Origin of the sequence: Corynebacterium sp. MSK158 (assembly GCF_030229085.1) — a bacterium.
In the GTDB taxonomy this organism is placed as follows: Bacteria; Actinomycetota; Actinomycetes; order Mycobacteriales; family Mycobacteriaceae; genus Corynebacterium.
Genome location: NZ_JASPHJ010000001.1, coordinates 205,878 through 219,086, shown reverse-complemented (window position 1 = coordinate 219,086; position 13,209 = coordinate 205,878). Strand labels below are relative to the sequence as shown.

The following is a 13,209-nucleotide window of genomic DNA, read 5'->3' as shown; positions in this document are numbered from 1 at the left end:
GCTAGAGAATTTCAGCCAATTGGGAAACGCATAGATAAACGAAGGCAACGGAGATTACCGCCATCAACGTGTTGACGATCCAACCGTTTCTCCATTGCTTTGGGGTGTGTTTGGTATTGAGTAGGACCAAAAGCGTAAGGCCTAAGAACGGCATAAACAAAGCGCCCAGGACTCCGTAGGCGATGATAAGGCCGGTTGGCTTTCCGAGGAGCAAAAGCAGCATTGGTGGGAAGGTTAGCCAGATGAGGTAAGCGCGGTAGTACTTTCCACCAGTACTGGTTCGGGGATCGCCTTGCGGGATCTTTTTGAGGTGACCTATGTAGTCGGCAAACATCAGGGATACACCGTTCCAAACACCAAGGCAGGAAGAGAACGCGGCGGAGAAGAACCCGACGATGAACAACTTAGACATGAACGTTCCGTAGCGGTCCTCGAGAACGTCTGCCATATCAACGAGCCCCTGATCATTATCGGAGACCGCGACGTTGGCGCTGTAGAGTAGTTCGGCACCCAGTGCGAGTGTGGCCAAGACAAAAATTCCGGTAACAGCGTAAGCCACCGCATTGTCCATGCGCATGACCTGCATCCATTTCGGTGTGTACCATTCCTTTTCTCTCAGCCAGTAGCCATAAGCGGCAAGCGTGATTGTGCCGCCCACTCCGCCGGCGATGGACAACACGTAGACGAAGGAGCCATCCGGAATCTGCGGTACCAAACCGCCGATGACTTCGGGAAGGTTCGGGGCCGTAATGGCTGCGATACCCACCACGGTGACAAACATGATTCCGACCAAGATGGCTGATAGCTTCTCGAAAAGCTGATATCGCCCAAGCCAAGTTAGAGTAAAGCAGGATATTCCGGCAATAGTTGCCCACATTTCTAGGCTGGTACCTGGGAAAAGAGCGCTAAGGGCGAGACCAGCGCCGGACATCGATGCGGCACCGTAGACAAGACCCCAAATAACGATATAAGGGGCAAAATACCAAGAAGTCCACCGTCCCAACTCGCGCCAACCATGGAACATCGTGTTTCCGGTAGCAAGGCTATACCGACCGACGCCTTCGACCAGCACAATCTTCATTATTGTTCCGATAATGACCGCCCACAGGAGAGCGTAGCCATAGCGTTGACCGGCAATCATGGTGGCAACTAGGTCGGCTGCGCCGACACCCGTCGCTGCCGCAACAAGTCCCGGACCAACCAGGGTTCATTTCACTCTTGTCTGGTCGGTTGATTCTGTGTCGTGCTTGCCCCCTGCAGGCCGGGCGGAATTCGATTCGCTGGTCTGGCTCATAGCACCCTCTCGATTGATTGTGTTTCTAATCACTATAGGGAGAGTGCTGCCTAGTATCAGGAAAACGAGGAATTCAATTCCTCGAGCGGAGATTTAAGCCACCGTTCTTCCCGCAGCATAAAGAGCCTTGGGCATCGACCTCTGGAGCTTCCACTCAAATTGGATCGGCTTTTCCCCATGGTGGGAAACATAATCCACTGCACCGAGGTAGGTATATGCGCTCGCTGTCCCTACTTCGTTTTTCTTGGTAAAGCGCGAGGCAATGAGGATTTTCCCATCACGTTCCTGATGGCCGATATATCGCCTAGCCGCCTTTGATTTCAAAGTCGTTGTTGATTGAGATTCCCAGTGCAAGAGATCGGGTGATATTGGATAGTCTCGGTAGTTCGTGGAGGCACTAACTTGTTCGTCCTTTTGGAACGTCACCAAGAAAAGATCAGTGTTGATATCGGGAAAATATTTCACACCTTCGCGTGGCAGGTTTACAAGCTGCTGAAGGCTTCCTGACTCTAAAGCGCCAATAAGCTCGGCCAACGAGTAATCCGCATGCGTTTCCAAAACTGAACTATCGCTATGCTGTGGAACGATACGCGAGGAGTCACTGCTCAGTTGCATAACCTGTTTCAACTCCCAAGCAACTTGTGGGTATTGGCGCAAAATCGTCAGGGCCGCGTCATAGGAACCAGGGTGCGGAGAATTTGAGTTTGCCCAGAATCCGAGTACGAGCATTCGGGTGAAGGCCTGGTCGGATGGCTCCATGTCGGCGTAGTGAAGACTTGGGGTGGAAAGGATGCGCAGATAGGCATCGATTCGGTGTGGATCGTTGACGTGAAGGAAGACTCGAATTCTGTTAAGTAGAAATGATTCGGTCTCATCGGCGTTTTGCTCTAGTAGGCCTTCTTCTCGAAGAAGCCGTGTCCACGAATATTTCGACGGGCGGTAGATATCCTCTAGTTGCAGGTTAGAATCCTCAAGGAACTCTTTGAGATTCGTGGTTCGAATTTCCGAGAGCAATGCCCGCACTTTGCGTAAGGAATTTCGTGAGACCTTCTTGACGTTTCGGAGAACCTGCTCGGTCGTCGATTGATCGAATTGAATATGCGAACCCGGTGGGGCGGTGGGAAAGCCCTGTTCAATTTCTTCAACCAAGCGCTTGCCGCGTTTTCTGGTTAAGGCATGGAACTTTCTCTCAAAATCAAAATCGACATGCTGCTGGCCAATGAAATCGAGAATGACGCAGGAGTCCTTGCCTGGAGATAGACGAAGACCGCGACCCAGTTGTTGTAGAAAGACCACAGGGCTTTGTGTCGGGCGGAGCAAAAGAAGGGTGTTTACAGCAGGGATATCAACGCCCTCATTAAATATATCTACTGAGAACAGGACTTTGACGTCGCCAGTCTCCAGATCTTTAATGGCCTGAGCACGCTCGGTGGCGGTGAGATCGCTTGTGACCGCTCGCGCTGGGATGCCAAATTGCTGGAATTGGCGCGCCATATATTCTGCGTGAGCAATCGTGACGCAAAAGCCGATAGCTTTCATATCTGAGAGATCGAAGATGCGTCGGTTTAGCTCGTTAACAATGAAGCGGGTGCGCTTCTCTCCCGCTTTGATGTAGAACTCGGAGAGCTCTTCTGTGTTGTAGTCCTTTTTTCCTCGGCTCCAAGTCAATGAGGAAAGGTCCGTTCCGTCGGCAATCCCGTAGTAATGCATAGGGACTAAGAGCTGTAGACGCAAGGCATCCCATAAACGCAGTTCATGAGCTACGCGATAGTCAAAGTACTTCTGTACGTTTTCGCCATCACCACGTTCTGGTGTTGCCGTTAAACCCAGGAGCTCTTGAGGCTGGAGGTGGTCCAAAAGTGCTCTATAAGTGGGGGCCTGTGCGTGATGAAACTCGTCGATTACTACGACATCAAAATGCTTGCTATTTAGGTTTTGTAAACGGGAAGCGCTGAGAGATTGCACACTGGCGAACACATAGTCCCAGCGGCGAGGCTGAGCGCCGTCGACTAGCAGCTCGCCAAAGTCCGCGTCTTTAAGCACTTCCTGGAATGTCCGGCGGGCTTGTTGAAGAATTTCTTTCCGGTGTGCAACGAAAAGCAGCCGAGGGCGTCGCTTCCATTGTTCGCATAGGTTCCGGTAATCCAGTGCGGCAACTACTGTTTTTCCTGTTCCTGTAGCAGCAACCAGGAGGTTCCTATGCCGATCTTTTACCTCACGCTCTGAGCGTAGAGCCTCGAGCATTTCTTCTTGGTAGGGGTAAGGAGTTACCTCAAGGCCAGATAACTCCAGTTGGCGAAGTGCTCCGGAGGCCTCACTACCCTTGGCAACGCGGAGAGACTGCTCGAGTCTCTCCATGTCGCGATTTGGGTCGAAGGTCTTGAAATGGCTGTCGTGCCAGTAGCTATCGAAAGTCTTGATGAATTTATCGATTACTTCAGGAGTCGCGGTATTGGACCCGCGGACATTCCACTCCCAACCATCGACGAGAGCAGATCGGGAAAGGTTGGAACTTCCGATAAAGGCAGTATCGAATCCGGTTTTTCGGCGGAATAGCCAAGCTTTGGCATGAAGACGAGTGGATTTGTGCTCATAGCAAATCTTTACTTCGGCCTGATACTTGTCAACCAATCGCTTGAGCGCAGCTGCGTCGGACGCACCGCAGTAGGTAGAAGTGAGTAGACGGAAAGGGATCTCGTTATCGCGAAGGTACTCGAGTTGTCTATCAAGAACGCTGATGCCGGAGTTCTTGATGAACGCACAGAGCAAATCAACCGAATCAGCAGTTTTGATTTCTCTCTCGATTTCGCTGGTTAAACTAGATTCTCCTTGGGCGTTAGTGAATAGTGCACTCTTGGTGAGAGACACATCCGGAAGCAGGGGAGGGTCCGCCAATCCGGAGTTGTATACGGCGTAGAGGAGTTCTTCGGAATCAATTTCCTCATCTTCGCCCAGTAGAAGCGCGATGTTATTGATTAGGGCAACCCGGTCTTCGGGTGACTTCAAAGCGTATAGCCGTCGTTCTAGAAGTGAACCAATGTGGTGTGAAACCGCCGAGGTATAGCGGCCATGAGCTTCTTCGTCGGAGCTTCTTCCAATACCGAATCCTGCAGCAGGATGTTGGCTTAACGTTTCGTTCATGCGTTCACGGATTCGGGCCGTAATAGGGGTCTCGTAAACGCCGAAAGGTAGGGAAGAGTCGGGGTTAGTACTCATAATGACCAAATTTTAAAGGCTTCGGAATGCAAATTGGCTGATTCAAGGATTGGCGAATTAATTTTCTCCAGACGGTGTTGCCCTAAAGTGATCTTCATTGTTTGCACTCCTCAGAGACTTTGAACTCGATTAAGAAGTGCAATCCCAGCAGTCTAAATTTTTATCCCTTTTGATTGGAGAATGGATTGAGAAGTCCAAAGTGGCTACGAGATGAGATTCTGTTGGTGGCTGAAATCGGAATCCGTTTAGGATGGCCGGCTTCAGGACCTAAGGAGGAAATATCTCGGGTTTCCAATCTTCTGGCCAGGGGAGTCATGTATGGAGCCGAGTTCCAGCCAGGTCCTAAATTTAGGAATGTCAATGGCGTGAGGCGGAAATATTTTGATCTCTACTCGGCGCGCCCCTCCTATGAAGGACAAACGACAAACGGAGGGAAGGCAACGCAGGAAATCGCAGCATTAGCGGAATCCGACCCGCAATTGGTAGTGCGATTAGCAGAGGATATCCGCCGCATGCTGGCAGAAGGAGGATACGAGAGGAAGAATCTTTCTTTCCTTAGCTGTGACTAGAAGCAATAACTTCTACTGCCGGGATATCAGCGGGGGCCCACGTCAGATGCGCGGCCTCTGCGGAGGTAACCCATCTTGTATCGTCATGGTCGGTCAGGCGTAGGTCGCCGTCGACAAGCGTGCAGTAGAAAGTGGTTAGCTCAATGGTCGCAAAATCATACTCATAGGTTGTTGTCGTCACTTTCTGGCCGACCTCGGCGATGAGGTTGAGCTCCTCGCGAATTTCACGAGCTAGAGCTTGCTCAGGGGTTTCACCAGGCTCGATCTTTCCACCCGGAAACTCCCAATGGCCTTCCAGTGGCTTGCCTGGTTTCTTGCGGCAGGCGAGGAACCGCTCGCCGTCGTGGAAGACGGCGCCAACGACGCGAATGGGGTTAGACATGACTCCATTGTGCCTTGGATCTCGGAAACATCTAGACAGTGAGCTGTTACTTAGATAACATATCCCCAATGTTCGCGTAAGGCTGTCACGCGGGCTTGATTTTTGTATGCAAGCTTGAGGGGACGGTTTTACTGTGACTTCTACCGAATCTGTCTACACCTCGCACCAGAGCCACGACGGGGAAATCCCGCAGCCTGGGGGACGGTGGAAACTCTTTTTATATAGCGCCATCGGCGCGTTCGTATTCTTCCTGCCGGTGACGTATCAGGATAAGCGCTCCATTCCTTTGGACCACATGGTCACCATGGTGCGCGAGGGGATTCCAGCGGCGGTGCCGTGGATTATCTTTGCGCTTGCGGTCTATGGCACGGTGCGCAGCTTTACCACTGGGGCGTTTAAGGAAAGCGCGCTGCAGGCAGTCTTTGCGGTGCTCAACATTGTGGGCGCGGTGGTCTCTTTCCTCATGGTCATCGATGCGTTGCCGTGGGTGCTCGGCGATGAAGACCTGGTGCCGTTCCTGTGGAACTCCATCGCGATTCCGGTAGGCCTCATCGTGCCTATCGGCGGGGCGTTCCTGGCATTTCTCATTGGCTTTGGCCTGCTGGAATTTGTTGGCGTGCTCATGCAGCCCATCATGTGGCCGCTGTGGAAGACGCCGGGGCGCTCCGCCATTGACGCGGTGGCCTCGTTCGTGGGCTCGTACTCGCTGGGCATTTTGGTGACAGACCGCGTCTACCAAAAGGGCGGCTACACCGGGCGCGAGGCGGCCATTATTGCCACCGGCTTTTCGACGGTCTCTGCGGCCTTCATGGTCATTGTGGCCAAGCAGCTTGACCTGATGAAAATCTGGGGCACCTACTTTATTGTCACGCTCATCGTGACCTTTGTGGTGACGGCCATTACCGTGCGCATTCCGCCGCTGCGCACCATTCCGGATGAGTACTTTGCAGAAGCACACCCAGACCCGGAAAAGCCGGTGGAAGGCTCGCGCATCAAGAACGCGTGGCGCGAAGCAATGCTGGCACTGCAGCGCGCGCCGTCCTTGTGGGAGTCCATCTGGGAGAATCTGCGCGATGGCGTGCGCATGGCGGCGGCCATCGTGCCTTCCATTATGTCGGTGGGCCTTATTGGCCTACTGCTTGCGCGCTTTACGCCCATCTTCGAGTGGATTGGCTACCTGTTTTATCCGTTCGCGTGGGTAGTGCAGCTGCCGGAGCCGGTCCAGGCTGGAAAGGGCGCGGCCATGGGTATTGCGGAGATGTTCCTGCCCGCCACCGCAGTGGCAGGCAGCGACAGCATGGTGCTCAAGTTCGTCATCGGAGTGGTGGCAGTTTCTGCCATCATTTTCTTCTCCGCTCTGGTGCCGTGCATCCTGGCAACCAAGATCCCGGTGAAGCTGACCCACCTGGTCATCATCTGGTTCGAGCGCGTGGCGCTGACCATTCTTATCGCCACGCCGATTGCCCACCTGCTGTTTTGATAAGTTGAACCCGAGACGGTTAAGAGGATCGATATCGCTGGAGGGCAATGATGCTTATAGCCACTATCGCAGCTGAGGTAGCTTTTTGGCTTTGCTTAGTGGCTGGCTGCCTCTCGCGCTACGTCTTTAAACTGCGCAAACTCGGCTTGATACTTATGGCCGCGACCCCCATCATCGACCTGCTGCTCTTGGTATTTTTCTATGTGAGCCTGAGCCAAGGCGGTACGGCCGAATTCATGCACGGCTTCGCGGCCTTTTATATTGCTTTCTCGGTTGTCTTCGGCAAAGACATTATTGGATTCGTTGACCAGAAAGTTTCTGGCGCCAGCACTCGCAAAGGGCCCAAAGATGACCAGCGCAGTTTCACACAATGTGTCCTCGCAAGTGCTGGCGCAGCGCTTTTGCTGCTCATAGGCATTGTGGTGACTGGCTTAGCGGGTAGCTTCTGGCTTGTCTACTGGCTCATCGCCGTTGCCTTTACTCCCGCTATGTGGTGGGGAGTCCAACGCTGGATGAGTAAGAAAGCTACCCGATAAACTGCACGGCCCGGGTAAACCCCAACGCCGTTGGCGTTTAGCTAGTGAGGTGCGCCGTGGCGATGTCGTCGATAAGCCGCGCCGCCGCTTTGGCGGTGCGGTTATCTATGTCAAAGGTGGGATTGAGCTCGACGACGTCCACCAAGGCCAGCTTTCCAGTCCGCGCAATAGCTACGGCCATGGCGCGGATGCGCTCAAAGGATACGCCTAGGGAAGCCGGGGCGGATACGCCCGGCGCGGTGGATGCCGGAAGCACATCGAGGTCGATGGACAGGTGGACCTTGTCCTTGCCCTCCGTGGCGCGGGCAGCGAGCTCGCCGCACTCGGCCGGGGAGAGGTTGACCAGCTCTTCGTCCAGGGTGATGGCCACGCCGAGGGACTCGGCTTCGTCGAAAAGCACCGCGGTGTTATTGGGGCGGGAGATGCCCAGCACGGTGTAGTCGAAGTCATCGGTGAGCTCTGAAATCTGCTTGAACGGGGTGCCGGAGGTGGCGTGGTCCGCGTGGCGCAGATCGAAGTGGGCGTCCAGGTTGATGATCTTGGTGGCGCCCACCGCACGGTAAAGGCCGCGGTGTGAGCCGAAAGCTGTTTCGTGACCGCCGCCCAGAATGATGGGGAGGGTGCCGGCTTCGACGAGTTCCTGCACCTTATCGGAGAGCGCATCGTGGGCGCCGTCGAGGTCGTCGGCTTGGGTGGTGATCGTGCCGGCGTCGGCAAGCGCATGCGCATGGTGCACCGCCAAGGAACCCAGCGCGGAACGCAGCGCGGCCGGGCCTGCGGCTGCACCTTGGCGGCCGCCATTGCGCAACACACCCTCATCGGAGGCAAAGCCCAGGAGGGTTACCGGGGCGGGGGAGTCGGTGGACTGATTGATAACGCTATGCCAACGGGCATGTTCTGGGCCAGGGCCATCGGAGCGGCCGGACCATTCGGGGGCGGGGGTGAAAAGTTCAGCTTTTTCGGTGTTCATGGTTATCGATGTTAGGCGGGGAATTACATCAGCGCAGCGATGCCGTAGGCAAACGGTGCGGCGATGACGGTGGACAAAATGACGCGCTCGAACCAGATTATGATGATGTTCTTAATGCTCAGTGGAATGTCCGTGGCCAGCACGGAAGGCACCATAGAGGAGAAGAAGAATACCTGGGAGACTGACACCATGGCGATAATAAGCCTTAGGACATCGGACTCCGCGCCGGCAACCAAGGTGGCTGGCAGGAAGAGCTCAGATAGGCCAATGGCAAGTGCTTCGGAGCCAAGGCCCGGATCCGGTACTCCCAAAATCCACAGCACTGGGTAGAACAGGTAGCCAAAATAAGTAAAGAACGGGGTGTAGAAGGCCACTACCAAGCCAAGGAAACCTACGGACATGATGCCTGGTAGAACCTGCATGGTCATGAGCAGGCCATCGCGGAAGTTGTGCCAAAGTACCTTCCAGAGCGGTGGCGAATCACGGAGAACTGTCTTAGCTTCTTCCCAGGCAGCGTGCGCACGGCTGTCATCGACCTCGGATTCCGGGTTGGGTTCCGCGCCGGGGTAGTAGTCTTCTGGGATGGTAGCGATGGGTGGAATGCGCACCATTATTACTGTCACCAGGAAGGTGACGATAAGGGTGGCTCCGAAATACATTCCCCACACACTCATAAGGTCAAGGGCGCGGGCGATGACCACCATGAATGTGGCGGAGGCGGTAGAAAATCCAGCAGCGATGATGGCCGCTTCTTTCCCGGTATATCCACCGGCCTTATACACGCGGTTAGTCACGAGCAGGCCTAGCGAGTAGCTGCCGACGAAGGAGGCCACTGCATCAATAGCTGAGCGCCCAGGTGTTTTGTACAGCGGCCGCATGATGGGCTGGACCCACACGCCCATGTACTCCATGAGGCCGAAGCCAACCAGTAGGGCGAGGAAAATGGCACCCACAGGGATTAAGAGGCCTACGGGGATGACTAGTTTATTGAGGAGAAATGGACCGAGGTCTTCTTCAAAGACGAAGGCGGGGCCGAAATTAAACACCAGCATGGCCGTGATGAGCACCGCCAAGATATTCAAGAAGGCGAAGACCATGCGTGCGGCAGAGGACTTCCATGTGCCCGTGGCAAATGGGGCGATGGCACCGGCAACGATGAGCAGCAGCACTACGTACTTGGAGCCGCTACCTAGGGTGTCAGAAATCCAACCCACCAGGTGATCGAGCAGGATGGTGTTTTCTCCTCCGAAGGGAAAGGGGACGAAGAAGGCGAAGATGCCGAGTCCGCTATATACAAAGAATCGCCAGGTGTTTTTCACTGGAGGGGTGGAGGTTTTAGTGCGAGGATTTGTGGTGTCAGTCATGGTGTTTCCATTTCAGAATCATCCGCGCACCGGCTCAGCGAGCCATTCGGGGATATGGGCGTTGTGCTCTCCTAGTTGCGGTGCTGGCTCCGGCTGGCGCGAGCCAGTCAGACGCAGGGGAGAGCTTAAGGTAGTAAATCCATCGGATTCGGTAAAGAGAACTTCGCGTTCAGTGCCTACATCTCCGTGCAGGGCTTCGTCAACGGAATGGACCGGCGCGGTGGGAACCCCGTGTTCTTGGAAGAGGGCGAGCGCTTGCTCGACGGTCTTGCCCCGCAGGGCGTCCTCAATAATGGAGCGGACTTCTTCGCGGCGCTCTTTGCGGGCGGGATTGGAGTTGTACCGCGGATCATCGACCATGTATTCCAAGCCCAAGGCGCGAGTCAGGCATCCGAAGAGCTTCTCATTCAAGATGGCGATGACCACCTCACCGTCATCCACACGGTAAGTACTGAAGGGGACGGTCATGGCGTGGTCGCTACCAACGGCCGTGGGTACCTCTTCTTCATACAGGTCTCGCATGGCGACTGATTCCAGGATGGATACCAAGGAATCAAACATGGCGACGTCAACGTGCTGTCCATGGCCGGTGCGATGGCGCTCCTGCAAGGCGCCGAGCGTGCCGATAGCACCATAGAGTCCGGGGATCAGATCTCCCAGACTGATGCCTACACGGGTGGGGCGCCCGCCTGGCCAGCCGGTTACAGACATGATTCCGCTCATCGCTTGTGCCACAAGGTCATAGGCAGGGGCCTTGCTCATAGAACCGCTTTGGCCAAAGCCACTGATGCTGGTGACGATGAGCTGCGGGTTGAGTTCCATAAGGGATTCTGGAGAAATGCCCAGTTTTTCCATTACGCCGGGCCGGAAGTTTTCTACCAGTACGTCGGCACGCTGAACCAACTCGCGCAACGTGTTCAAGTCTGCCTCTTCTTTGAGGTTCAAGGTGATGCCCTTCTTAGACCGGTTAAATAGCCGGTAGTAGGCGGAGTCACCTTTGAAATCTGGGCCAAAATTGCGGGAGTCATCACCCCAGGGGGTTTCGATTTTGATGACCTCGGCCCCTAAGTCAGCCAGAATCATCGAGCAAAAGGGACCTGCCAGCACGCGTGACATATCCAGCACGCGCAGGCCTTCGAGGGAGTGTGGGCGTCCAGTATCGACCATGGGGAGCTCCTTTCCGGGGAAATGGTTTAGACAAAGGCGGAAATGCCGGTGATGGAACGGGCGGCAACGAGTTGGTTGATATCGAAGGTGCCTTCGTAGGAGTAGATTGCTTCGGCATCGCAGAAGTGCTTGGCGGCGGTGTAGTCAGAAATGATGCCGTTTCCGCCGAGGAGTTCGCGGCCAAGTGCGGCGGACTCGCGCATCAACTTGGATACGTGTGCCTTAGCTAGTGCAGAGTGCTCGCCGCGGGTGTCTCCCCGGGCCTCCAGGCGAGTAAGGGCCGCCATCATGGATTCGGAAGCGATGAGGTTGCCCAAAATGGTGGAAAGTTTGGACTGGTTAATCTGGAAGCTAGCCAGTGGCTTTCCAAATTGATTGCGCTTGCCGGTGTAGTCCAAGGCAGTATCCAGTACACCCATTTGCAGTCCTACTGCTTGCCAGCCCACTGTGGAGCGGGCGGACTTCAACACCTTGTTGGTGTCTTTAAAAGTATTGGCGTGGGCCAGCTTGTAATCATCTGGAACAAAGACGTCGTTAAGCGTGATATCGGCATTTTGCACAGCGCGAAGCGCAATGCGGTTGCGCATGAGGGTGGCTTTGTAGCCTTCCCAGGAGGTATCGACGAGGAACCCCTTGACGTGGTTGTCTTCAGGATCGCGTGCCCAAACTACGACGTAATCGGACCAGGTGGCGTTGCCGATCCAGCGTTTCGCACCGTTGAGGATCCACCCGCCGTCGACCTTCGTGGCGGTGGTGGACATATCTTGCGCGACGTCGGAACCGGCGTCCGGCTCGGTGATGGCGAAGACGCCGGTTTTCTTTACCGCGTAGATGTCTGGGAGCCACCGCTCCTTTTGCTCCTCGGAAGCGAGCAGCTCAATGGATCCCGTGAACAGACCATCCTGGCCACTGAAAAACGTTCCGACGGAGGCATCGGCGCGGTGAATTTCCGCCGTGACTAGACCAGCCAGCAGATGGGAGCGGCCTTGGCGGCGAACCAAACTGATGATGTCGAGTTCTTGGATAGAGGGGAGTAGCTCGTGGGGGAATTCGCAGCGATTCCAGTAGTCGGTGGCGATGGGGCGAACCTTGTCGTGGGTCCAGTCGCGGACCTTGTGGAGAATCTCAAGTTCTTCCGCGGGTAGGTCCTGTTCGAATCCGTAAAAGTCTCCGTCTGGGTAGCGGCCGGGCATAGGGTTCTCCAATCCAATAAGTTAGACAACACACATTCGGTGACAGAATGTAACCTGTAACACTCTGTGTGAGATAGACTACGGTGAGCGGAATAGGAAAGCACTAGTCGAATTGGGCGGAAAGTCTTGTATATGAGACCGTTAAGGAGTAAGTTATTTCTGTACAGTAATAGTTATTTCCATAGTGGAGGTAGGTGACCGTGGCTAAATCTCATGTTCCAGCGGCGAGAAACGTGCTCGCTATCTTGCGGCTGCTTTCCACTATTGATGTCCCAATCTCCGCCAGTCGCATCCGTTCTGAACTGGACCTTCCCCGCTCGTCCACTTATCACTTGCTTAATGAAATGGTGGAATCCGGATTCGTGGTGCATATTGAGGAAAATCAAACCTACGGACTTGGTCTTGCGGCATATTCCATGGCTTCGGCTTATTCGACCCAGCAGCCCCTCGTGCGCTTGGCGACAAACCAGCTGCGCGACATTGCCACTTTCGTGGCTGGCTCCGGGCACATCGCCCGCATGTCTGGTGCTGAAATTGTCTACCTGCAAGAGGTTCGCGCGCCGGGCGCTGTGTCTCTGGTGACGGATAAGGGGGTTCGATTGCCGGCCTATAAAACTGCTTCCGGAAAGATCATGATGGCTTTTCAATCGGAGAGTGAAGTGCGCGCTGCATTTTCGGATAAGGGGGCATCTGCCTATTTCGCTCCGTATAAAAAGCAGGTGGGCACCTTGCGTGCGCGCGGTTGGGCGGAGGAGAGGGAAGAGGTATCTAAGGGGCAGGCCACGGTTGCGGTGGCAGTCAAGGATCACCTCGCCCGGCCGTCGGCGGCATTGGCGGTCACGTTTTCCATCAACGAGGAGAACCTTGCCAGGGAAGCCGCGGTGGTTGACCGGCTGGCGCTCTTGGCTGCAGAACTTTCGCGTCGCATTTATGGCAAGAAGGCGGCAGATTAACGGCCGAGCCCTCGCATGGTGAAAATATGATGTAGCATACATTCATCGCGTTAGGCTGTCGCGTGACACATGGAATTTATTGATC

The 13,209-nt window shown here is 54.9% G+C and carries 10 protein-coding genes; 3 read left to right on the top strand and 7 right to left on the bottom strand.

The window, feature by feature from the left end:
• Position 1 precedes the first annotated feature (1 nt).
• The 3 genes from QP915_RS00995 to QP915_RS00985 all read right to left on the bottom strand — a co-directional run bounded on the left by QP915_RS00995 (position 2) and on the right by QP915_RS00985 (position 5,461).
• The gene (locus QP915_RS00995; protein WP_284767752.1) at positions 2-1,204 is read right to left on the bottom strand and encodes an Nramp family divalent metal transporter; all 1,203 of its coding nucleotides are present in this window, start codon (positions 1,202-1,204) and stop codon (positions 2-4) included.
• Between the two features lie 183 nt (positions 1,205-1,387).
• Positions 1,388-4,510, bottom strand: a complete 3,123-nt coding sequence (locus QP915_RS00990) for a DEAD/DEAH box helicase (RefSeq protein ID WP_284767534.1) — start codon at positions 4,508-4,510, stop codon at positions 1,388-1,390.
• Between the two features lie 555 nt (positions 4,511-5,065).
• Entirely contained in the window at positions 5,066-5,461 is a 396-nt protein-coding gene (locus QP915_RS00985) for a (deoxy)nucleoside triphosphate pyrophosphohydrolase (protein WP_284767532.1), read from the bottom strand.
• 133 nt (positions 5,462-5,594) lie between these two features.
• Here QP915_RS00985 and QP915_RS00980 point away from each other — a divergent pair, with 133 nt between their 5' ends.
• Complete coding sequence (locus QP915_RS00980) at positions 5,595-6,941, top strand: YjiH family protein (protein ID WP_284767531.1); 1,347 nt, start codon at positions 5,595-5,597, stop codon at positions 6,939-6,941.
• 47 nt (positions 6,942-6,988) lie between these two features.
• Entirely contained in the window at positions 6,989-7,477 is a 489-nt protein-coding gene (locus QP915_RS00975) for a hypothetical protein (protein WP_284767529.1), read from the top strand.
• A gap of 37 nt (positions 7,478-7,514) precedes the next feature.
• On the opposite strand, the gene hutG is transcribed toward QP915_RS00975, so the two are convergent.
• Genes hutG through QP915_RS00955 form a run of 4 tightly spaced genes read right to left on the bottom strand, consistent with a single transcriptional unit; the run spans position 7,515 to position 12,171 of the window.
• On the bottom strand, positions 7,515-8,447 hold the full coding sequence (gene hutG, locus QP915_RS00970) for a formimidoylglutamase (protein ID WP_284767527.1): 933 nt from the start codon (positions 8,445-8,447) through the stop codon (positions 7,515-7,517).
• A gap of 23 nt (positions 8,448-8,470) precedes the next feature.
• Complete coding sequence (locus QP915_RS00965; protein WP_284767525.1) at positions 8,471-9,811, bottom strand: YjiH family protein; 1,341 nt, start codon at positions 9,809-9,811, stop codon at positions 8,471-8,473.
• Positions 9,812-9,829: 18 nt separating this feature from the next.
• Positions 9,830-10,978, bottom strand: a complete 1,149-nt coding sequence (locus tag QP915_RS00960) for a CaiB/BaiF CoA transferase family protein (protein ID WP_049378335.1) — start codon at positions 10,976-10,978, stop codon at positions 9,830-9,832.
• A gap of 26 nt (positions 10,979-11,004) precedes the next feature.
• Positions 11,005-12,171: an acyl-CoA dehydrogenase family protein gene (locus QP915_RS00955; RefSeq protein ID WP_284767524.1), complete on the bottom strand. Its 1,167-nt coding sequence runs from the start codon at positions 12,169-12,171 to the stop codon at positions 11,005-11,007.
• A gap of 200 nt (positions 12,172-12,371) precedes the next feature.
• On the opposite strand from QP915_RS00955, the gene QP915_RS00950 reads away from it, so the two are divergent.
• Positions 12,372-13,124, top strand: coding sequence for an IclR family transcriptional regulator (locus QP915_RS00950; protein WP_284767522.1), 753 nt, complete (start codon positions 12,372-12,374; stop codon positions 13,122-13,124).
• The last annotated feature ends 85 nt before the right edge of the window (positions 13,125-13,209 follow it).

Coding starts and splice junctions, on each gene's coding strand:
- QP915_RS00990 (WP_284767534.1), bottom strand. CDS start 4,510: ATGAGTACTAACCCCGACTCTTCCCTACCTTTCGGCGTTTACGAGACC.
- QP915_RS00985 (WP_284767532.1), bottom strand. CDS start 5,461: ATGTCTAACCCCATTCGCGTCGTTGGCGCCGTCTTCCACGACGGCGAG.
- QP915_RS00975 (WP_284767529.1), top strand. CDS start 6,989: ATGATGCTTATAGCCACTATCGCAGCTGAGGTAGCTTTTTGGCTTTGC.
- hutG (WP_284767527.1), bottom strand. CDS start 8,447: ATGAACACCGAAAAAGCTGAACTTTTCACCCCCGCCCCCGAATGGTCC.
- QP915_RS00965 (WP_284767525.1), bottom strand. CDS start 9,811: ATGACTGACACCACAAATCCTCGCACTAAAACCTCCACCCCTCCAGTG.
- QP915_RS00960 (WP_049378335.1), bottom strand. CDS start 10,978: ATGGTCGATACTGGACGCCCACACTCCCTCGAAGGCCTGCGCGTGCTG.
- QP915_RS00955 (WP_284767524.1), bottom strand. CDS start 12,171: ATGCCCGGCCGCTACCCAGACGGAGACTTTTACGGATTCGAACAGGAC.